Raw genomic sequence first — 21182 nt, forward strand, 5'->3', positions numbered from 1 at the left:
ACTAGCGCTGCGCAGCGTTGGATTTTAAATAGACATACCACGCACCGCTGCCGCCATGGCGGATATGAGCGGGCGCATAGCGCGCGATCATAGGCCGGATATCGGCGCGCGCCAGCCATTCCGGCAAGCGGCGGCGCAGTACACCGCCCGATGTGACGCTGCCTTTTCCGGTCACGACCAAAACGCATTTGGCGCGCCGCGCGCGGGCGCGGCCTAGGCCTTGAACCAATGCGGCAAGCGCCTCATCCTGCGTAAGATCATGAAGATCGATTTTCATATCGACCGAGATTTTACCGCGCCGCGTCTTGCGGTCCAGAGCCTGATCAAGCGGCTTTAAAGATGGCGCAACGTAAGCCTGCGGCGCGGTATAGGGCGCTCTAATTTTCGGTTTGCGTTTTGAGGGTAATTTGGTTTGTCCCGACGGATTTACATCACCGCCCGGTAAGTCGGCCACATCAGGCAGGATTTTATCCGGGGCGAGCCGAACGGTTTTCGCGACCCGTCGCCAGATTTGCGCGTCCTCGGAAGTCAGCGGAGTTTTGCGTTTCGCCACAGGAGTAGCGTTAAGACAGGGGCTGTAGCTGCAAGGCCAGAGCAATAGGCAGGAAGATCGTAAAGCGCGTATCATGTTTCATTACGCCGGCGCGATCTCCAGCGTCAAAACCTGAACCGAAAAACAGATCGCCGCGCATCGGGCCCTTGATTGCGCCGCCCGTATCCTGCGCGCTGACCAGCAGGCCCGCGTCTTGGCCCGTGTAATCCCCGCCGCTTTGAGGCAAAGTTGTATCCAGCCAAATTAGCGCGCCATAAGGATGGTAGCGCGGGTCAATTGCCACTGAGCCTACGGGCGTGAGCGGCACGCCCATCGCGCCTTTTGGTCCTTCGCCTTTGGGCACATCCTCGATATTAAAAAACACATAGCGCGGATTTTCATTCATTAAATCGCGCGTCGCTTGCGGACCGTTTTTAGCCATCCACGATTCGATAGATTGCTTAGACGCCTGGTCTTTGGTCATAGCCCCGCGCCGTATTAGCGCCGTGCCAATGGATTTATATTTTTGACTATTATGCGCGGCAAAGGCGGCGCGCTTGCGCGAGCCATCTCTGAACGCAATTTGGCCCGAGCCTTGAATTTGCATAAAAAACACATCGATCGGGCGGCCATAGGCAATGACCGGCGCAATAGAAGGCGAAATGTTTTTTCGCCCCAATTTACGGTCTTTTTTCTTATAAGGCGGGCCCAGAATAGGCTCTGAATATACGCTGTCCGGACGGCGGCGCACCTCAATCTCCGGTTCGTAATATCCCGTCAAAAGGCCTGTTTTCGTATCCGGCCCTGTGACTACAGCGACAGGGAGAAAATAGCTTTCAAAAAACTTTTGCGCGCTGGCATTGTCATCCTGAATATAATCAGCCGAAAAACACGCCGCTTCCCAATCCCGGTACTGGCCATATTGCGGCAAGGATGTCTTTAAATAAGCTTCAGGATCACGGCTTGAGAATTTGATGCAGCTCTGACGAAATGACTTCAAAGCCGGTAGCGCGTCAGAGGCGCGCCAGCTAATGAGCCCCGCATATCCGGTCGGAACAGGAATATCCAATATGGCTTCCTTGCCCGGAACAGGGGTGGAGCCCTCTTTGTCCGGCAGTGTCTCATCGCGCAATACCGGATCATAAACGACTTCGCCGCCTTTGCTTACCAAAACAACATCGGCGGGTTTTTTACCGGCATTATGTGCGCAGGCGGGAAGCAACCCGGCAAGCAGAACGATCATGAGCAAGCGAAAGGCAGTCATAATACTTAGCCTATGACGGGCGTTTATTGGCGGGAATGTCCGGCGCGCTGCCCAGGGTATCCTCACCCTGTTCCTCGACTCCGGCCAGTTTCCATGACGGATCATCTTGGCCCAATTCGCGTTCAAAGCTCCAGACCTCGTCAACCTGGCTGAGAATATCCAGATCACCTTCGACAATTGTGCCGTCCGCGTCCATCAGTGCGCTGGCCAGTTCGGCAACATAGCGGATATCGATCCGTCCGATATTGCCGTCTCTGCTCGCGGCGACGATATCAGCGCTGATGAGGCGGGCCATATCCGTCGTCTGGGTGAAGCCCTGCGCCTCGCGATCACTGATCCCGGCGGCATAGGCGTCATAAACCTCCAGCGTCAAAAGCGGGCGAAGCTCATCCGTATTGCCGTCCGCGTAATACTCCAAGATCATAGAATAGGCCGCTTTCGCGCCATCCATAAATTGAGCTTCGTTAAACCCGCCATCGCCCTTGGCTATTTCAGTCAGGCCTGCGCCTGCAGGGCCGCCATATATAGCGGCGGTTTGAGCCTGCTCGTCCGCAGCAGCGTTTTGATCCTGGCCGGAACCTTCGCCAAAGGCGTCATCAAGAAATTTCTTGTCCGGGGACTCGCCGACTTGTTTGCCCAAAACAGCATACAGCATCGCGCAGACAGCGAAGGCGATAGCGGCGTAAATCATCAATTCGGTCATGCAGGCTCCGTGCGCGGCGTATTTATAAGCGGGCCGGTTAAGTCCGGCGCTCTCCCCTCTTAGGTAACGTATTTAAACTTAACTTCAAGTTATCGCGGGCAGTAGTCTCTGAACTCATTTGCGCATGCGGCACTGGCATTGCGCGGCCCCCATACCCATGTTAGGCGCATCACGAAATTTACAGGCTGCCCGGCGGGCCGCCGACCCTGACACGCACCTTTCCGATAAACCGGATCCTGACAAAAGAGAGATTTAATGGCTAAGAAACCCGCAAAATCCAAAACTGATGCGCCAAAGGCCGCAAAGCCTTCAAAAAAAGCTCCGAAAGCGACCCCTGACGCAGCCCCTGAGCTCGAACTGCAGGCTGGAATCGACGCGCCTATGCTGCGTGTTTTGGCGCAATATGTTAAAGATGCCAGTTTTGAAAATCCGGGCGCACCGGAAAGCCTTCGCGCTGACCTTCCCGCGCCGGGCATTGATCTCAATGTTGAAGTCAAAGGCGCCCCAAAGGACGACAACACCGCCGAAGTCGCTATCTTTGTCACTGCCACCGCGAAACGCGGCAATGACATCGCCTTCATCTGCGAAATCGAATATGCGGGCCTATTTGCCTTTGCCAACATCCCTGTTGAGCAGATAGAAGGCGTTATGCTGGTAGAATGCCCCCGCATCCTGTTCCCATTCATACGCCAGCTTCTATCATCGCTCACACAGCAAGGCGGCTTCCCGCCGCTCATGCTTGATCCGATCGACTTTGCGCAGCTTTATCAACAACAGCGCGGAGGCCAAAACGGCGCAGCTGCTGAGCCCGTTTTAAACTAATATCACGCCGCGCGCCTCACCTGTAACCTGTCCATATTTACACGCATGGGGACTGGCGGGGGCGTAACAGAGTGCTATAAGCGTTCAAATCACTTTGCGGGCCGCGCCCGCCACATGACATACAGGACCTCTCATGAGATCGCATCTGACTAAATTTGCCGTACTAGGCCTAACAACCGTTTTGCTGGCTGGCTGCGCCAATAACGGTCTGCTCAGCAAAAACCCGTTTAAACGCAATAAGGTCGAAGCGACGCAGCGCAATATGCCGGCTCCGAAAATTGGCGTAAACTCCTATTTGTGGCGCGCCTCTCTGGAAACGCTTAACTTTATGCCGATGAGCGATATCGACCCGTTTGGCGGTGTTATCCTAACCGAGTGGTATTCCAACCCTGAAGCGCCGCAAGAGCGCCTCAAGGTCAATGTCTATATTTTGGACACACAGCTTCGCGCCGACGCGCTTAAAGTGGGCGTGTTCAAACAGGTTCAAGGCGCGAATGGCTGGCAGGACGCTCCCGTTGATGCTGACACAGGCCGCACGATTGAAAATGCGATCCTGACTCGCGCGCGCGAGCTTTATATCGCCAGCAATTAGCGCTGCCGAAACCTTTGATTGAAAGACCCGTCCCCGTGGCGGGTTTTTTGTTAGCTTTAGTCTACTGATAGCATCGCTCTAATTTATGCCGCCAATGGCCCTAGCCAGTGTGCGACGCTCTGTTATACAGCAGGCTTGAAATTATGCCGTGAGCGAAAAATTATGAGCCGTTATAACCCCGCCGATGCAGAGCCGAAATGGCAGGCCGCCTGGGAAGCCGCCAAAGCGTTTGACGCCGACGCGATGGACGCCAGAAAGCCGGGCTATTACGCGCTGGAAATGTTTCCTTACCCCAGCGGGCGCATCCATATGGGCCATGTGCGCAATTACGCCATGGGCGACGTGATTGCGCGCTATAAAGCGGCCAGCGGTTACCGCGTTTTGCATCCCATGGGCTGGGACGCTTTTGGGATGCCCGCAGAGAACGCCGCGCGCGATAAAGGCGTTCATCCCAAGGGATGGACCTATGATAATATCGCGGCGATGCGCGCGCCGATGAAACGGCTTGGCTTTGCGCTGGATTGGACACGCGAATTTGCGACCTGCGACGTTGGGTATTACAATCAGCAGCAAGCCATTTTCCTCGCCTTTATGAAACAGGGTTTGGTTTACCGTAAAAAATCCAAAGTGAATTGGGACCCGGTTGAGAACTCTGTCCTCGCCAATGAGCAGGTCGTTGACGGCAAAGGCTGGCGCAGCGGGGCGACTATTGAGCAGCGCGAGATGAACCAATGGGTGTTTAAAATCACCCATTACGCGCAGGAGCTTTTGGAAGGCCTCGACACGCTCGACCGCTGGCCCGAAAAAGTCCGCACCATGCAAGCCAATTGGATTGGACGGTCTGAAGGTTTGAATATGCGGTTTGAGTGGGCAGAGACGCAATCAGTAGACGCGCGTAAAACACTTGATAAAATGGCTTTTGATAGAGTTTTTAAAGACGAAGATGCATCCTACGACGGCATCGAAATTTACACGACGCGACCAGACACTTTGTTCGGCGCAAGCTTTATTGCCTTATCTGCCGATCACCCAATCATCAAAAATATGGCCAAAAGCAATTCTGAAATAAAAAATTTCCGCATTAAATGCGGCCAGATCGGGACGACAGAAGAAGCGATAGCGACCGCGCCAAAATTGGGTTTTGATACTGGCCTGAAAGTTAAACACCCTTTCACGGGCAAAGAGCTTCCAGTCTGGATCGCGAATTTTGTCCTAATGGGGTATGGCACAGGCGCAATTTTTGGCTGTCCTGCCCATGACCAACGCGACCTTGATTTTTCGCGTAAATACGGTTTGCCTGTGCTCGCCGTCGTTTTGCCCGAAGGCGAAGACGCGGCCAGCTATGATGTCGGAACGGAAGCCTATACAGGCGAGGGCACAATATATAATTCCGGTTTCCTGGACGGCCTGTCCAAAGATGAAGGTATAAAAGCTGCCACAGCAAAAATTGAAGAGATGGGCCTCGGCCACGGCACAGTGCAATACCGTCTGCGCGATTGGGGCGTCTCGCGGCAACGCTATTGGGGATGCCCGATTCCAATTATCTACTGCAAAGATTGCGGCGCGGTTCCCGTCCCCGAAGGCGACCTTCCTGTCGAGCTGCCTGATGATGTGAGCTTTGATAAGCCCGGTAATCCGTTGGATCATCACCCGACATGGAAAAACGTGCCATGTCCAACATGTGGCAAGCCCGCCCGCCGCGAAACCGATACGCTGGATACCTTTGCAGACTCATCTTGGTATTTCGCGCGCTTTGCGGGCGGCAATACGGATGACCGTCCCTTTGATAAGGTTGAGGCGTCAAATTGGCTGCCCGTCGATCAATATATTGGCGGCGTTGAACATGCCGTGCTGCATCTTTTATATGCGCGTTTTTTCACGCGCGGGCTGCGCGATTGCGGGCTGTTGGATCTGCCCAGCGGGGAGCCCTTTGCCGGACTGTTCACCCAGGGCATGGTCACCCACGCGGTCTATCAAGACGAGGACGGCGCCTATATCGAACCCGCCAATGTCGACGATAAAGACGGGACGCTTTTGACCATCGATACGGGCAAGACAGTTACCAAAGGTGACGTCATTAAAATGTCCAAGTCGAAAAAAAACACCATCGACCCCGAAGATATAATTGCCGATTACGGCGCGGATGTCGCCCGCTGGTTCGTGCTGTCTGACAGTCCGCCTGCGCGTGATTTCGAATGGACAGAATCCGGTGTTGTCGGCGCGTGGCGGTTCTCCGGCAAAGTCTGGACTTTGGTCACAGGCACGGCGTTTGACGGCAATCCGGTGACGCCCGCTCATGACGCCACAGGCGAGGCGCTGGAGCTTCGCAAAGTGGCGCATAAAGCCATCGACAATATCACCTCAGGCATTGAATCCTTTCGGTTCAATACTTCCGTGGCGCAAATTTATGAACTGACTAATGCGCTGACAAAATATAAAGGCGATGACGCCGCGCGGCTGGAAGCGCTGGGGATTTTGATCCGCGCGATTGCACCTTTTATGCCGCATCTGGCCGAAGAATGCTGGGCCAATATTGGCGGAGAGGGTCTGTGTTATCACGCGCCATGGCCCGTCGCCGATCTTGACCTTCTGACCGAAGATACCGTTACATTGCCCGTGCAAGTCAACGGCAAGCGCCGCAGCGAAATCGAGGTTGCGGCCAATTTGGACAAAGGCGGCGTTGAGGCGGCGGCTATGGCGGATGAGCGGACACAAAAATCGCTTGAAGGCCTGACCATACGCAAAGTCATTGTTGTTCCCGGGCGGATTATCAATATAGTGGCCAACTAATGAAACACATTATTCTTATTGCTGCGGCTCTGATTGTTTCCGCTTGCGGGTTTACGCCATTGCATGCACCAAGTCCGCTTGGCGTCATGCCAACACAAAATATGTATTTGGATTTTGTCGAGACAGACGCGCGCGGCGCGACGGGTGACAAGATTGAATTCCTGCTTCGCCAATCCCTGATCGACAGCATGGGCACGCCATCAGGCAGCAGCCCCTATACACTCAGCCTGACATCGAAAATACAGCGTTCATCTATTGGCGTGCGCCAAGATGATGTGGCGGGGCGTTTCGATCTTCGTCTGACTGTCAATTACCGTTTGTTGGAGACGAAAACCGGCGATGTTTTGGATACAGGCAGTGTCAGCGCCATTTCAACATTTGGCGCTCCCGGCGACCCTTACGGCTCAATTGCAGCGCAAAATAATGCAGAAAAGCGCGTGGCGCGCGAAGCGGCTGACCGTCTTTTGTTTGATGTCGCGACTTATTTTAAACGGCAATAAATACTGTGAAGCTGACCGGATCACGGGCGGATAAATTCTGCGCTTCACCAAATTCAGATGTGTTTGGCGCGCTGCTTTACGGTCCTGACCGCGGCCTTGTCCATGAACGCAGTGCCGCACTGGCTAAAGCCTTTGTCCCGGATGCGGACGAAGCCTTTGGCCAGACCGTTCTGACCGCTGATGATCTGTCCTCTGACTTCGGCAAGCTTTCCGATGAGATGAGCGCGCTCAGTATGTTTGGCGATACGCGGCTTATCCGCGTGCGACTGGACCATGAACGTCAAGGCGGGGCGCTGTCAAAGCTGATTAAACATCTGGATACCAACCCGGAAATTATTGCCGCGCGGCTGATCATAGAGGCCGGGGATATGCAGTCGCGCAGCGCGACGCGTAAGGCCTTTGAAGCCGCAGGGCATTTCGCGGCAATTCCTTGCTATGAGCCCAGCGCGCGTGATTTGGAGAATATGGTGCGTGACGGATTGGGCGCAGCCGGAGAGCATGGCGTCGGCATTGGCCGCGACGCACTGGCGGCATGGCTGCCTTTGCTCGAAGGCAATAGCGCGCTGGCTAAAGGTGAAATCGACAAAATGGCGCTTTATAAGGGTTATGGGGCCAGTGAAGGCGAGAGCGTTACGGTTGACGACATTGAGGTTCTGGCCGCAGGCGCGCAGGGCGCGTCACTGGACGATATCATTTACCCCGCTTGTAGCGGGCAGGTTGGTCTCGCTGACAATGCCTATGCCCGCGCCATTGACGCCAATATGAACCCCGCCATGATTTTACGCAGTTTGCAGCGGCATTTGACCCGGCTTCATGCTGCTGTCTTGGCGATGGATACGGGCCGCAGCGCAAGCGAGGCCATGCGCAGCCTTCGTCCGCCGGTCTTTGCTATGCGGCAACGCGATTTTGAACGGCAAATGCGGCTCTGGCCCGCCGGCGCATTGTCAAAAGTGCTCGCCCAATCTCTCGAGACTGACCGCGCGGTGAAAACAGCCGGCTCTCCTGCTGCAAGCCTGACCGGACGCTTTATTCTCGCGCTATCCATGCAGGCGGCGCGGCGCGCCCGGTAGACCCTGTTATTGGCCAGCCACAACGTCTTGAATAATCCGGCCTTATCGTTATCAAACGCAAAACCATATTTTGAGAAATTTTATGATTGAGAATTTACGTGAGTGGCTGAACGCACATGGTCTGGAATTGGATCAATTTTTCCTGTTCGTAACACCGATTGTCAGCGCCGTCATAATTCTCACGGCTGGATGGCTGATCGCAAAGTTTTCCCGCCGCTGGGTCAGAACGCGTAAATTCTCCCGTTTAAACCCATCGACAGCCAGCACGATGCGTCCGGTTCTGGCCAGCGTTGTCGGCTATGTCGTTTTCCTGGCAGCTATTTATGCGGCGCTGCGCAGTCTCAATATTGACAGCGCGCCTTTGCTCGCGGCCTTCGGCGGCGCGGCGCTCGCTATCGGTCTGGCTCTGCAAGGCACATTATCCAATATTGCCTCGGGCGTTATGATGCTGTTTTTACAGCCGCTACGCGTCGGTGAATATGTCGATACCACGACTGTGGTCGGCACTGTTGACGAGATCGGCCTGTTCCAGACGACGTTCAAAAATATTGAAGGCGTCTTTGTTTTTGTCCCTAACTCCGAAGTCTGGAAAAACCGGATCCAGAATTTTGCCCGCCATACGGAGCGCAAGCTTATCATGGATATCGGCGTCGCTTATGACACCGACTTGGAAGCCGCGCGGGATTTAATCATCGCGACGATGGCCGCGGATACGCGGGTCCTGGATTTTCCAACGTTGCCGGAATGCCATGTGATGAGTTTTGGCGACAGCGCCATCAATCTCTCCGCGCGCTGTATGATGGGCCCGGCGGACTGGCTTAAAAACACCTCCGACATCCGGATAAAAGTCAAACAGGCGCTGGATCAGGCCAATATCGAAATACCGTTCCCGCAGCGCGTTGTGCATCAGGCTAAATCCTAAATATTGATATCGAGGCTTATCAGATGCGGGATGAGAAGCTATTCTAAATCCGGCGGAATTTACGCCAAATTGAGCTATCACCGAGCGACTCAATAAAGGCCTCATGAGCGGTTTTTTCAGCATGCGTCACGCATAGAGGCAAGGGCGCGGGACGTTGCGGCGCAGCGCGGCGGCCTGTGTCTTGAAGAGGTTTACTCCCAAAATCATCCAGACCAAGACGCCGCGCGCGGCCGCCTGACAACTCCAAATAAACTTCGGCCAGAAGGATGGAGTCGGTAATTGCGCCATGTTTATCGCGGCTGGCCAGTGAAATATCAAAACGCTTGCACAATGCATCAAGCGTAGCGGGCGAGCCCGGGAACTTTGCCCGCGCCATTTTTAGCGTATCGACGAAACGCGGCGTCGGGATTTGGCTAAATCCGGCGCGGCCAAGTTCTGCATTGACGAAGCCACGGTCAAAATCAGAATTATGGGCGATCAGCGGTGCTTCGCCAATAAAATCAAGAAAGTCCTGCGCCACGTCCTTAAATAGCGGTTTTCCACTCAGAAATTCTGTCGTCAGCCCGGTAATTTCAACGACGCGTTCAGGAACTTCCCGCAAGGGGTCACAATAGCGGTGAAAGCTTTTTCCGGTTGGCAGATAGTCGATAAGCTCGATGCACCCGATCTCTGTAATGCGGTCCTCACCCTTGGCGTCAAATCCGGTTGTCTCTGTATCAAAGACGATTTCGCGTCCGGGGTTTTTAGCGCGTCGTGTCATGTGTCTCTCCCGCGGCCAGTAGCTGCGCGACAATTTTTTCAACCTGTTCGCGCGCCGCATCCAGACCCGCGCCGGAGTTAACCACAAAATTCGCGCGTCGGCGTTTCTCTGCATCCGGCATTTGGCGCGCTAAAATAGACTTAAATTTATCCTCGCTCATATTCGGACGGGCCAGAACACGGTCACGCTGCACAGCATAGGGCGCTGTCACAACAACCGTTTTGTCCACGCGTTTATCGCCGCCCGTTTCAAATAAGAGCGGCACGTCATCGATAAATATTTTAACCCCGCGCGATTTGGCATCCGCCATCGCCGCGGCGCGCATTTGCGCCACAAGGGGATGAATAAAGGATTCAAGTACGCCGAATAAAAGCGGGTTTTGCGCCAAAGCTTCGGATAGTTTTGCGCGGTCTACGGCGCCGTTAACTATAGTGTCCGGCAGTCCGGCGCGCAATATCGGCACAGCCGCGCCGCCGCGCGCATATAAAGCATGGACGGCTACATCGGCATTAAAAACCGCCGCGCCGCAGGCCTGAAACATTTTCGCTGTTACTGTCTTGCCCATTCCGATTGAGCCTGTCAGCCCTACGGTAATCATGGGTTTTTAAGCAGGTTAAGCAAGAGCGGGGTTGGATCATCCGGCGGCGCATCTATACCGAAAAAAGCTTTAAAGCTGGGACGGGCCTGCGCAATCAACATATCGAGTCCCCCCAATGTCTGCAGCCCTCTACGCGCCGCGGCTTTGAGCAGCCGCGTCTCAGTCGGGTTATAAACCAGATCATAAACCCAGGCTGTCTCCGGCGCGTAAGCCACATTAATATCCAATCGCGATTTGCCCACCATTCCGGCGCTGGACGCATTGATAATAAGCCCCGCCCCGCGCAGAGCCTCATTACGATCCGCCCACGGCACCGCATAAAGACTGGGCACAGAAAGCTGGTCGGCGAGCTGTACCGCGCGGCTATCTGTACGGTTAGTCAGCCGTATTTCCGGCACGGATAAAGACATCAGCGCCGCTATGACGGCGCGCGAGGCGCCGCCGGCGCCGATGACCGCTGCGGGCGCGCTGGACAAATGCCCATGAAGACCCCGAGAGAGAAGCGGCGCGGCAAAGCCTTGCATGTCCGTATTATGGGCCACTAATTTGCCGCCGCGTTTGTACAGCACATTAGCGACGCCCAGTCGCCGTGCATCGGCTGTCATGACGTCGGCAGCCTCATAGGCGAGTTGTTTAAGCGGCGCCGTAACATTGAGCCCGGTCAGCGTCGTACGTTTTAATGTTTTAAAAGCCCGCAAGGCCTCATCGGGGTGAACGGCAAAGGGGATATAGGCCCCGTTTAGCCGCGTTTTCCGGAGCCAAAAACTATGTAGCATAGGCGAGAGCGATTGATGGATTGGCCATCCCGCAACGCCGGCGATTTGGGCTATAGGACGGGTCATGATGCAATTGCGCCGCGTATGCGTAGATAATCCAAAACGGGCAGGAGCGAGAGGCCGAGAATGGAGAAGAAATCTCCGTCAACAGCTGAGAAAAGCTGCGCGCCAAGACCTTCGAATTTATAAGCGCCGACTGAGGTCAGCAGATCCTCTCCGCCGGCCTCGAGATAGCCGTCTAAAAAACTGTCGCTAAAATCACGCATGGTGAGTTTTGTTTTTGATATATGACGCCATACAGCAGATCCGTTCTCACTTATAACGGCGGCACCGATAAGGTAATGCGTTTTGCCGCGCAGAGCCAGCAAGCGCGCCCGCGCCTCGTCCAATGTTTGAGGTTTGTCATAAAGCCTGTCTTCAAACACCATAATCTGGTCTGCCCCAATAACCAAGCCGTCTTGATTGCGCGACACCCGTACAGATTTGGCTTCGGCTAAAGCGTCGGCGATATCGCGCAATCTTGCACCCTCAGCCAGCATCGCAGTCTTAATTGCGGCTTCGTCAACAGGTTTTGTAATGACCTCAAATGTCACGCCCGCATCATTTAGAATCCGGCGGCGTATTACGCTGCCCGAGGCCAGAGTAATAGACGGCACATTCATCGTTTGTGTTCCTGATAAATATTGATAATCCGCGCGGCGGTTTCCTCGATAGAGCGGCGCGACACATCCACTGTCGGCCAGCGGTGTTTCGCAAAGAGCCGCTTGGATTTTAACATTTCGTCGCGCACACTAATCTCATTCGCATAAGCACTCGCTTTGGTTTCATTCAGGCTAGCCAGGCGCTGCTCGCGTATCTCTGCTATGCGTTCGGGCCGGGCAACAAGTCCAACTATTAGCGGCTTTTTAAAGCTTATCACATCTTTGGGTAATGTCGCGCCGGGCACGAGCGGAATATTTCCGGCTTTAATTCCTCGGTTGGCTAGATAAATACAGGTCGGCGTTTTTGACGTCCGCGAAACGCCGAGCAAGATAACGTCTGCGTCTTTAAGACCGGCAACATTTTGTCCGTCATCATGAGCCATGGCAAAATCCAGGGCCTTGATGCGGTCATAATATTGCTCGTCCAGATGACGCTGCGCCCCAACCTCTGAAGACATAGCTTCACCAAGATACCTGCCCAAAGTAGCTAAAGTTGGGTCTAAAATAGACACGGCCTGCATATTGAGCTCCGCACAGCGCTGCTCAAGCCGGTGGCGATTTTCATCATTAACGAGTGTATAGAGCACGATCCCAGGACGGGCTTCGATCTGTTCCAATGTACGCTCCATTTGCGCCGGCGTTCGCACCAGCGCGTGTAGATGCTCCAGCGCTGTGGCATGGACAAATTGCGCGGTCGACGCTTTCATCACAGCAACCAACGTTTCACCGGTCGAGTCGGAAACAAGATGAACATGGAAATAGATCGATATGTCGGTTTGAGATTTCAAATTCTCGGGATATCCTGTTCATAGACGGGGCATAAAGAGTGTCTGCCTGTGCATAGCAGGGTCGGGACTGTGCACTCAACACTTATCGAAGGGTGCCCTCACCTGTCTATGCGAATAACTTCGTTAATCTTTCATTAACTTTTGCACTTGTGAGCGAAATGTAGTCGAGAGTCGGGAATTAAGAGGATAATATCTAATCCACATTTTATCTTGTTGAGTTATCCCGACCATAATCTTTGAAATACAACATTTTTTTGACTTATTCATTGATTTATTAAGCTGTGGATTATTTTATCCTCTGTGCATAGAGGCATATGAATTCACCCTTTCTTAAGACAAGTAAAGATGCGTTAATCTTTGCGCACATAGTCACAGGCCCTACATCTACCCCTACTTATATTTATAAGATAAGGGGAGAGCGATAAACGAGAGCTTTTTTCAATATGACACCGTTAATACTTAGAGCTTTGCAGGGTGAAACTCTGCCTACGCCTCCTATTTGGTTTATGCGTCAGGCCGGTCGGCACTTGCCGGAATATCTGGCGACTCGGGCTAAATCCAAAGACTTTATCGATTTTTGTTTTTCGCCTGATCTGGCCAGTGAAGCGACCTTGCAGCCCGTACGGCGTTACGATGTCGACGGCGCTATTCTCTTTGCCGATATCTTGCTCATTCCAATCGGACTTGGGCGGTCTGTGCATTTTGAAAAGGGTGTTGGTCCTGTGCTGGAGCCGATCACGGTAGAGGGTATATCCAAGCTGACGATTGACGGCGCAGCGGACCGCATCTCCAGTATTTATGAAACAGTATCCAAAGTTAGAGCCGCTTTGCCGGAAGATAAAACGCTCATCGGCTTTGCGGGCGGATGCTGGACGGTGGCGACCTATATGATTGAAGGACGCGGCACTCCGGATAAGGAAAAGGCCAAACGCTTTGCCTATGAAAATCCGGACGCCATGGATGATTTACTGGACGCTCTGGCTGTGAGCACTGCAGAATATTTGGTAGGTCAGGCGAGAGCGGGCACACAGGTTCTCAAAATTTTTGAGAGTTGGGCGCAAGGCCTAAGTCCTGCGCAATTTGAGACTCTGGTCATATCGCCAACGCGCAAAATTATTCATTTGGTCCGCGAAGCGGGCATTACCGTGCCAATTATCGGGTTTCCGCGCGCGGCGGGGCTGAATATGATCACATTTTCAAATGCGCTGGACCTTCAAGGATTGGCCGTAGGCACCGATACGTCTATGGGTGCATTGCGGCCCCATGTCAGGGACGGCTTGTGCCTTCAGGGTAATCTGGACCCGCTTCTGCTACGGATGGGCGGGCAGGCTATGCTGGACGGCGTTGACCGCGTGCTTGACGATGCCGCTCAAGGGCCGCATATTTTCAATCTGGGACATGGCGTGACGCCGGACGTAAAGATTGAGAGCGTCCATGGCGTAATTAATCGCATTCGGGAGAGATAAATGGCCACCGAAAATTTGATATGGGATATCTTTATATGGGTGAAAGCCTTTCATGTCATAGCCGTGATTTTTTGGATGGCGGGGCTTTTGCTCCTGCCGAGATTCTACGTGTATCACAGCACGGCTAAGCCGGGCGGCGAGCTTGAAGCGCAAATGCTTATTGCTGAAGCGCGGCTGATGAAGATTATCATGAACCCGGCTATGGTTGTCGCCTTTGTACTGGGATTGGCTTTGATTGCTTATCGCCATGCGGATCTATTTAGCTCTGCTTGGCTTTGGGTGAAGCTAGTTTTTGTCTTTGGCTTGATTGGGTTTCACGGCATGCTCAGTGCTGACCGCAAAAAATTTGCCCGCGGGGAACGGCCACGGAGTGAGAAAACATATCGCAAGTTGAACGAGATTCCGTCTATAGCTGCGATAGTGATTGTGATTATGGCAATCGTTGAACCGTTCTAGCGCCGCAGACCGGACTTGACGAAACCAACGGCTCTGCTAAGAGCGATTTATAAAGACGCGGCGTCCGCTGCGCATTTTCCCCCTTAAGTCCCGGTTTTTATGTTCGGGCAAAACGATAGAGATGTATATGAACGCCAAATTGGCCGCTGCGCCCAAGGTGGATCCAGCCGAAATAGACGCGCTGACCGAGCTTAGCCTCGATGATTTAAAACAAAAAAAACCCGGCGAATTGATCGCCTTTGCTGAAGCCGTCGGCATTGAAAATGCCGGCTCAATGCGCAAACAAGACATATTCGTTGCGGTCCTTAAAGACCTGGCCGAAAACGATGTTGAGATTCACGGTAGCGGCGTTTTGGAAGTGCTGCTGGACGGCTTTGGTTTCTTGCGCGCGCCTGAAGCAAATTATCTTCCCGGCCCTGACGATATTTATGTCACGCCGCAACAAATCCGTAAATTTGGTTTGCGCACGGGCGACACAATTTCCGGTCAAATCCGCAGTCCGCAAGATACAGAGCGCTATTTTGCCCTGACGAAAACCTTGATGATTAATTTCTCAACGCCGGAGCAAGCCAAAAATAAAGTTCATTTTGATAATTTGACTCCGCTGTATCCCGATGAGCGGATGAAAATGGAAATAGAAGACCCGACGCTCAAAGATCAGTCCGGCCGGATTATTGATATCGTCTCGCCGATCGGGAAAGGCCAGCGGGCTTTGATTGTTGCGCCCCCGCGCACGGGTAAAACCGTGCTTCTGCAAAATATAGCGCACAGTATCGAACGTAATCATCCTGAATGTTACGTCCTAGTGCTGCTGATCGATGAGCGCCCAGAAGAAGTTACGGATATGCAGCGTAGCGTGAAGGGCGAAGTTGTCAGCTCGACTTTTGACGAGCCCGCAACCCGCCATGTGCAGGTGGCTGAAATGGTAATTCAGAAAGCGAAGCGCCTGACCGAACACGGCAAAGATGTGGTTATTTTGCTTGATTCCATCACCCGTCTTGGCCGCGCCTATAATACGGTTGTGCCCAGCTCCGGTAAAGTTTTGACCGGTGGTGTCGACGCGAATGCTTTGCAACGCCCTAAGCGGTTCTTCGGCGCAGCGCGCAATATCGAAGAAGGCGGAAGCCTGACGATTATTGCGACGGCGCTGATTGATACCGGCTCGCGCATGGACGAAGTTATCTTTGAAGAATTTAAAGGTACGGGCAATTGCGAAATTGTGCTTGACCGCAAAGTTGCGGATAAACGTATTTTCCCGGCGATTGATGTGACGAAATCCGGAACGCGGAAAGAAGAGCTTTTGATTACGCCTGTTGATTTGCAGAAAACCTATGTTTTGCGCCGTATTTTAAACCCTATGGGCACAATGGACGCGATTGATTTCCTGATTTCGAAACTCAAAGACACCAAATCAAACGAAGAATTCTTCGATAGCATGAACACTTAAAGATTAACATTATTTAGTCATCCCGAATATATTTCGGGATGGCTTTTTGTTTTGGGACATAAATTAGGCTAGCCGCATTGCCGTCAAGTTAGCCGCATTGCCGTCAAGTTAGCGGCAGTCTGCAAGCCGTTCTTGATCGGTTTGGTTTTGGCCTATTTTGCCCATAAGTTCCGACGCATAATCTGTGACTAATATATCAACATTGCGCCAATTATCCGGCAGAGCCCGCCGTGCGGAGAACTGCCCAAATGCGGTGTATGTCTTTGGATTACGGACAAATATCTCTTCGTCCTCCGAAATATCATCTGTACCAAGCCAAACCAATTGGTCTCCGGTTTCATCTATTGCATTCGGGGATACGGAGATCATCATATCCGGTGCCAGGGCCCGTAGGCGTGCGGCTTGCTCAGGATAATAAGCAATCAGGATGACTTGGGGTCCCATATTTTTGTTTGAGATGAGGGCCACAACATCAGCCTCATTGGCTGAACTTTTAAAATCTATCTCCAGATATAATTTGCCTTTCGCCCAATCGAGAACTTGAGAGAGGGTTGCGGGCCGGTAAGATGTAAATTCGCCTCGGGGCGTTTTAAGCAGAATTTTATCCAAATCACCTGCGGTAGATGCTGCGACGACGCCTCTGCCCGTGGTTTTTTCTTCCCACACTCCATCATGAAATAGAATGATTGTGCGGTCTTTGATCTGCGCAATATCGACCTCACCCATTATAAAGCCAGCCTCATAAGCCAGTTTTAACGTTTCCAAGGCGTTTTCAGCTTGATCGAGACCTTTATCACGGCCGCGGTGGAGGGCCAGTATCGGGCCGCTGTCCGACAGGCAGGATAATGTTGATGCGATAGACGGTAGGGCTGCGACTGTTTCGGTCTGAGCGATTTCGGTTTTTGTGGTATTAATGTTTTCTACGCTGGATTGGGGGGCCGGATCACATGCTGCGAGTGCAAGAGAGGAGATGAAACCGAAAAGCGTTCTTTTCATTGTCTGACTCTTTGTTCAAAAGGCGTTATGGATGCTTTAAACCAAAACTTTCCCAATGACACTATTTTTGCCCCCGCGAGCGGACAAGGCCGTGCGGGCATTAGCGTTGTCCGCATATCCGGGCCCGACACCAACACTATATTGCGGCAAATCCTGCGTGGCAGCCTTCCGAATGTACGAAAAGCCAGCCTTCGTAAAATTCGCCACCCGGAGAGCGGACATGTTCTGGATGAAGCGCTGGTTCTACGCTTTTCCGCCCCGGCCAGTTTTACAGGCGAGGATATGGCCGAGCTTCATTTGCATGGCAGTCCGGCAGTCCTTGAAGCTGTCGCTACGGCCATGCTGTCTCTCGGCTTGCGTTTAGCGCGGGCGGGGGAGTTTACACGCCGCGGCTTTGAAAATGGAAAAATGGATCTGACAGAGGCTGAAGGCCTGGCTGATCTGATTGATGCCCAAACCGAGCGTCAACGCGTGCAAGCCTTGCGCCAAATGGACGGCGGGCTGAAAGACGAATATGAACTATGGCGCGAGGCGATTCTAGACGCATTGGCGCAGATTGAAGGGGAGATCGACTTTCCCGATGAGGGTGATGTTCCGGACGGGCTCTCACACAGAGCTTTGCCGGGCCTGCAAACACTGTCAGACCAGCTTAAAACTGCTTTACAGCAAAGCCGGCGCGGCGAAGCTATTAGGCATGGCGTGGATATAGCGATTATCGGAGCGCCTAATGCTGGAAAATCATCTTTAATCAATGGCTTAACAAATAAAGATACTGCTATCGTGTCTCATATAGCGGGAACGACACGTGATGTTCTGGACGCTTATATTGATATTGACGGCTTGCCCGTTCGACTATCGGATACGGCGGGATTGCGGCTCACGAAGAATGTTATTGAAGCGGAGGGCGTTCGGCGCGCCCGCGCCCGCGCTAGTCAAGCAGATTTGCGTATCGCTTTGATAGATATGACAAAACGGTCTCAACATGTTCGGGTTTTATTAGATCTTTTACAGCCCGGAGACATTATTCTACTCAATAAGACGGATCTCAATCCTGCTGATAAAGCGGCGGAGGCTGTGCTTGCAATGATAACAGACCGCCGAGATGTTTCACGTGAAACATTCGAAATCGCCCGTATTGCGGCGACGGACATTGACGGCGTTACTGCGGCGCGGAGACTTCTCACTAAAGTTTTGCAGGACAGATTTTCTATGACGGAGGATGCGGGTCTGACTCGCGCGCGCCATCGTGATTGTGTTGTAAAAGCCAATGAAGCCGTCAGCCGCGCGATTACGGCTTTATCCATAGCGCCTGAATTGGCCGGAGATGATCTGCGCCGTGCCTTGCATGCGATAAAGGAATTGGCCGGAGAAACGGATATTGAAGCCGTTTTGGATCGCATCTTCTCGCGCTTTTGTATCGGCAAGTAGTTTGCGTGGGTGATTCTGCCAGATGACTCGCCGCGCAAATCTGCTATAGCGCCGTTATGAGTAAAAATTCCACATATGACGTTATTGTAATTGGCGGTGGCCATGCGGGCTGTGAAGCGGCCAGCGCGTCTGCGCGAGCCGGCGTAGCGACATTGCTTTTGACCCATAATATGGAGACGATCGGCGAAATGTCGTGCAATCCGGCGATCGGCGGTCTGGGTAAGGGTCATCTTGTCCGCGAAGTGGATGCGCTTGGCGGTTTGATGGGCAAAACCGCTGATGCTTCAGGCATACAGTTTCGGGTGTTAAACCGCAGTAAAGGCCCGGCCGTGCGCGGGCCTCGCACGCAAAGTGACCGCGGCTTATACCGCAGCGCTATGCAGCTGGCTTTGTCACAAGTTGAAAACCTGTCCATCATTGCGGGGGCTGTTGACGACCTTATTCTTGACGCCGGCCGCATTATTGGGGTGCGGTGTGAGGATGGATGTGAGTACGGCGCGTCTAAAGTCGTTTTGACGACTGGGACATTCCTCAAAGGCGTTATTCATATCGGCGATCAACGTATTCCGGCCGGACGTCATGGCGAAGCACCGGCTTTGGGTTTATCTGAGCGTCTGTATAAGGCCGGACTTGATCTCGGGCGGCTTAAGACAGGGACGCCGGCCCGGCTTCAAAAATCCAGCTTGGACTGGGATAGCTTGCCGAAACAGGAGGCTGATGAGACGCCAGTACCGTTCTCATTTATGACACCCAAAATCACGATTCCTCAAATATCTTGCGCTATAACAGGCACAACGTCGCATACACATAAGATTATTTCGGATAATATCGAAAAATCTGCGGTTTTTAGCGGCTCCATATCCGGACGCGGGCCGCGCTATTGTCCGTCTATCGAGGATAAAGTCGTGCGGTTTGCGGATCGAAATGCCCATCAGGTCTTTCTCGAACCCGAAGGTCTTCCGGGCGGCCCTGACGGAGATACGGTTTATCCCAATGGGATTAGCAGCTCCTTGCCCGAAGAGGTTCAGGATATGTGGCTGCGCACTATTCCGGGACTCGAAGTGTGCGTGGTGGAGCGATATGGCTACGCGATAGAATATGATTATGTCGACCCGAGAGAACTTCGCGCGACTTTGGAGGTGCGTAAACTCTCCGGCCTCTATTTGGCGGGACAGATTAACGGCACGACCGGATATGAAGAAGCGGCGGCGCAAGGTCTTATTGCCGGCGTTAATGCGGCGTTTGCGGTGAAGGGCAAAGACCCGCTAATATTGACGCGCTCAGATGCCTATATCGGCGTTATGATTGATGATTTGATTACAAAAGGCGTCTCCGAGCCTTACCGTATGTTTACATCAAGGGCCGAATATCGCCTGACATTACGGGCCGATAATGCTGATCGCCGCCTTACCCCTCTGGCTATAGAGCGTGGTCTAGTCGATGGCGACCGACGCGGCGCGTTTGAGAGCAAGATGGGCGAAATCACAGCCGCGACGCATTTAGTCAAAACGCTGGCGGGGACACCGACAGAACTGCAAAAGCACGGCCTTAAAGTCAATCAGGACGGCCGGTCGCGCACGGTTGCGGATCTGTTAGCCTATCCGGATGTTCAGTGGACGGATATGTGCCGCGTTTGGCCGGAGCTTTCCGGAATTGGCCCTGAGATTGCTGAGCAGATGGAAATTGACGCGCTTTATGCCGGGTATATTGACCGTCAAGCCGCTGATATCGCCACATTTCGTCGTGAAGAGGGTCTAAAACTGCCTGATGCTCTGGATTATACGTCGATTGGCGGAATTTCCAATGAAGTGCGCGAAAAGCTGATAACTACGCGGCCTGCTACATTTGGCCAAGCCGCGCGCATTGAAGGCGTTACGCCCGGCGCTTTGTCCGCTTTGCTCGCCTATGTCCGCAAAGCAAGCTGAGCCGATTATGCCGGGACGCGCCGTTTTCGCTGCTCAGGACAATGTTTCACGTGAAACATTGGCGGCTTTCGATATTTGGTTTAATCTTCTCACCCGCTGGAATGCATCGATAAATTTGGTTCAAAAAACGTCACTTGAGCAATTTTGGACCCGTCATGCCGCCGATAGCTGGCAAATCACCGATTATATTCCAGACGGAACACTGCGGGCCATTGATCTGGGCTCCGGCGGGGGATTTCCGGGCCTGGCGGTCGGGATATGGCTTAAGACACAAGGTAAAGGCGGGGTGAAGCTTGTCGAGGCAGCCGGTAAAAAGGCCTCATTTTTACGCACGGCGGCGCGCGAAATGGACTTACCGGTGAATGTCGCGGCGAAACGGGCTGAATCGCTCCCTAACGACCCCTATAATGTGATAACGGCGCGGGCTTTTGCGCCGCTGCCGAAGCTTTTGACCTATGCCGAACGGTTTACGGGGCCTGATACACGGCTGATTTTGCTTAAAGGGCGGCAAGCACCCACAGAAATCAAGCAAGCGCGCACCGATTTTGACTTTAATTGCGATATATTCCCCAGTATCTCTGACCCTGAGGGACATGTGCTCGTGCTTTCTGATCTGAGACACCGCCAAATAGGGACGCCATAACCG

At 53.1% G+C, this 21182-nt stretch carries 21 protein-coding genes; 12 read left to right on the forward strand and 9 right to left on the reverse strand.

Annotated features, from left to right (window positions below):
- Nucleotide 1 precedes the first annotated feature (1 nt).
- From H142_RS16440 to H142_RS16445, 3 genes are read right to left on the reverse strand one after another with little or no spacing between them, the layout of a single operon-like run.
- Complete coding sequence (locus H142_RS16440; protein WP_017932335.1) at nt 2-553, reverse strand: Smr/MutS family protein; 552 nt, start codon at nt 551-553, stop codon at nt 2-4.
- A 10-nt stretch (nt 554-563) separates the two neighbouring features.
- Nucleotides 564-1796: a murein transglycosylase A gene (gene mltA / locus H142_RS15615; protein ID WP_017932336.1), complete on the reverse strand. Its 1233-nt coding sequence runs from the start codon at nt 1794-1796 to the stop codon at nt 564-566.
- A 10-nt stretch (nt 1797-1806) separates the two neighbouring features.
- Nucleotides 1807-2499: a Tim44/TimA family putative adaptor protein gene (locus H142_RS16445; protein WP_017932337.1), complete on the reverse strand. Its 693-nt coding sequence runs from the start codon at nt 2497-2499 to the stop codon at nt 1807-1809.
- A 255-nt stretch (nt 2500-2754) separates the two neighbouring features.
- Here H142_RS16445 and secB point away from each other — a divergent pair, with 255 nt between their 5' ends.
- The 6 genes from secB to H142_RS15630 all read left to right on the forward strand — a co-directional run bounded on the left by secB (nt 2755) and on the right by H142_RS15630 (nt 9195).
- Nucleotides 2755-3321 carry a protein-export chaperone SecB gene (gene secB / locus H142_RS0111740; RefSeq protein WP_017932338.1) on the forward strand — a complete coding sequence of 189 codons (567 nt, stop codon included), beginning with the start codon at nt 2755-2757 and terminating at the stop codon, nt 3319-3321.
- Between the two features lie 133 nt (nt 3322-3454).
- The gene (locus tag H142_RS0111745; protein ID WP_017932339.1) at nt 3455-3913 is read left to right on the forward strand and encodes a DUF3576 domain-containing protein; all 459 of its coding nucleotides are present in this window, start codon (nt 3455-3457) and stop codon (nt 3911-3913) included.
- A 162-nt stretch (nt 3914-4075) separates the two neighbouring features.
- The gene (leuS, locus tag H142_RS0111750; RefSeq protein ID WP_017932340.1) at nt 4076-6703 is read left to right on the forward strand and encodes a leucine--tRNA ligase; all 2628 of its coding nucleotides are present in this window, start codon (nt 4076-4078) and stop codon (nt 6701-6703) included.
- On the forward strand, nt 6703-7203 hold the full coding sequence (gene lptE, locus H142_RS16450; protein WP_017932341.1) for an LPS assembly lipoprotein LptE: 501 nt from the start codon (nt 6703-6705) through the stop codon (nt 7201-7203). Before leuS ends, lptE begins: the two co-directional genes overlap by 1 nt.
- A gap of 5 nt (nt 7204-7208) precedes the next feature.
- Nucleotides 7209-8273: a DNA polymerase III subunit delta gene (gene holA / locus H142_RS0111765; RefSeq protein ID WP_051048612.1), complete on the forward strand. Its 1065-nt coding sequence runs from the start codon at nt 7209-7211 to the stop codon at nt 8271-8273.
- Between the two features lie 82 nt (nt 8274-8355).
- Nucleotides 8356-9195 carry a mechanosensitive ion channel family protein gene (locus tag H142_RS15630; protein WP_017932343.1) on the forward strand — a complete coding sequence of 280 codons (840 nt, stop codon included), beginning with the start codon at nt 8356-8358 and terminating at the stop codon, nt 9193-9195.
- A gap of 43 nt (nt 9196-9238) precedes the next feature.
- Here the strand turns inward: H142_RS15630 and dnaQ are convergent, their stop codons facing one another.
- From dnaQ to H142_RS0111795, 5 genes are read right to left on the reverse strand one after another with little or no spacing between them, the layout of a single operon-like run.
- Nucleotides 9239-9955 (reverse strand): DNA polymerase III subunit epsilon, encoded by a 717-nt coding sequence (dnaQ, locus tag H142_RS0111775; protein ID WP_017932344.1) that lies wholly within the window; start codon nt 9953-9955, stop codon nt 9239-9241.
- Entirely contained in the window at nt 9939-10553 is a 615-nt protein-coding gene (coaE, locus tag H142_RS0111780) for a dephospho-CoA kinase (RefSeq protein ID WP_017932345.1), read from the reverse strand. The genes dnaQ and coaE overlap by 17 nt, the downstream gene beginning before the upstream one ends.
- Complete coding sequence (locus H142_RS0111785) at nt 10550-11395, reverse strand: shikimate dehydrogenase family protein (RefSeq protein ID WP_017932346.1); 846 nt, start codon at nt 11393-11395, stop codon at nt 10550-10552. Before H142_RS0111785 ends, coaE begins: the two co-directional genes overlap by 4 nt.
- Nucleotides 11392-11991 (reverse strand): Maf family protein, encoded by a 600-nt coding sequence (locus H142_RS0111790; protein ID WP_017932347.1) that lies wholly within the window; start codon nt 11989-11991, stop codon nt 11392-11394. The genes H142_RS0111785 and H142_RS0111790 overlap by 4 nt, the downstream gene beginning before the upstream one ends.
- Entirely contained in the window at nt 11988-12818 is an 831-nt protein-coding gene (locus tag H142_RS0111795; RefSeq protein ID WP_017932348.1) for a pyruvate, water dikinase regulatory protein, read from the reverse strand. Before H142_RS0111795 ends, H142_RS0111790 begins: the two co-directional genes overlap by 4 nt.
- Nucleotides 12819-13261: 443 nt before the next feature.
- Between H142_RS0111795 and hemE the strand changes: the two genes are divergently transcribed.
- The 3 genes from hemE to rho all read left to right on the forward strand — a co-directional run bounded on the left by hemE (nt 13262) and on the right by rho (nt 16187).
- Nucleotides 13262-14284, forward strand: a complete 1023-nt coding sequence (gene hemE / locus H142_RS0111800; protein ID WP_026148023.1) for a uroporphyrinogen decarboxylase — start codon at nt 13262-13264, stop codon at nt 14282-14284.
- Nucleotides 14285-14740 carry a protoporphyrinogen oxidase HemJ gene (gene hemJ / locus H142_RS0111805; RefSeq protein WP_017932350.1) on the forward strand — a complete coding sequence of 152 codons (456 nt, stop codon included), beginning with the start codon at nt 14285-14287 and terminating at the stop codon, nt 14738-14740.
- Between the two features lie 127 nt (nt 14741-14867).
- Nucleotides 14868-16187: a transcription termination factor Rho gene (gene rho, locus H142_RS0111810; protein WP_051048618.1), complete on the forward strand. Its 1320-nt coding sequence runs from the start codon at nt 14868-14870 to the stop codon at nt 16185-16187.
- Nucleotides 16188-16295: 108 nt separating this feature from the next.
- Here the strand turns inward: rho and H142_RS0111815 are convergent, their stop codons facing one another.
- A complete protein-coding gene (locus H142_RS0111815) occupies nt 16296-17183 on the reverse strand; it encodes a glycerophosphodiester phosphodiesterase family protein (protein WP_017932352.1) in 888 nt (295 codons plus the stop codon).
- Between the two features lie 27 nt (nt 17184-17210).
- On the opposite strand from H142_RS0111815, the gene mnmE reads away from it, so the two are divergent.
- Genes mnmE through rsmG form a run of 3 tightly spaced genes read left to right on the forward strand, consistent with a single transcriptional unit; the run spans nt 17211 to nt 21179 of the window.
- Complete coding sequence (gene mnmE, locus H142_RS0111820) at nt 17211-18611, forward strand: tRNA uridine-5-carboxymethylaminomethyl(34) synthesis GTPase MnmE (RefSeq protein ID WP_017932353.1); 1401 nt, start codon at nt 17211-17213, stop codon at nt 18609-18611.
- A gap of 56 nt (nt 18612-18667) precedes the next feature.
- Nucleotides 18668-20536 (forward strand): tRNA uridine-5-carboxymethylaminomethyl(34) synthesis enzyme MnmG, encoded by a 1869-nt coding sequence (mnmG, locus tag H142_RS0111825; protein WP_017932354.1) that lies wholly within the window; start codon nt 18668-18670, stop codon nt 20534-20536.
- Nucleotides 20517-21179 (forward strand): 16S rRNA (guanine(527)-N(7))-methyltransferase RsmG, encoded by a 663-nt coding sequence (gene rsmG, locus H142_RS0111830; RefSeq protein WP_017932355.1) that lies wholly within the window; start codon nt 20517-20519, stop codon nt 21177-21179. The genes mnmG and rsmG overlap by 20 nt, the downstream gene beginning before the upstream one ends.
- Nucleotides 21180-21182 lie beyond the last annotated feature (3 nt).

The sequence above is a fragment of the Robiginitomaculum antarcticum DSM 21748 genome, from assembly GCF_000365025.1.
Taxonomy (GTDB): Bacteria; Pseudomonadota; Alphaproteobacteria; order Caulobacterales; family Maricaulaceae; genus Robiginitomaculum; species Robiginitomaculum antarcticum.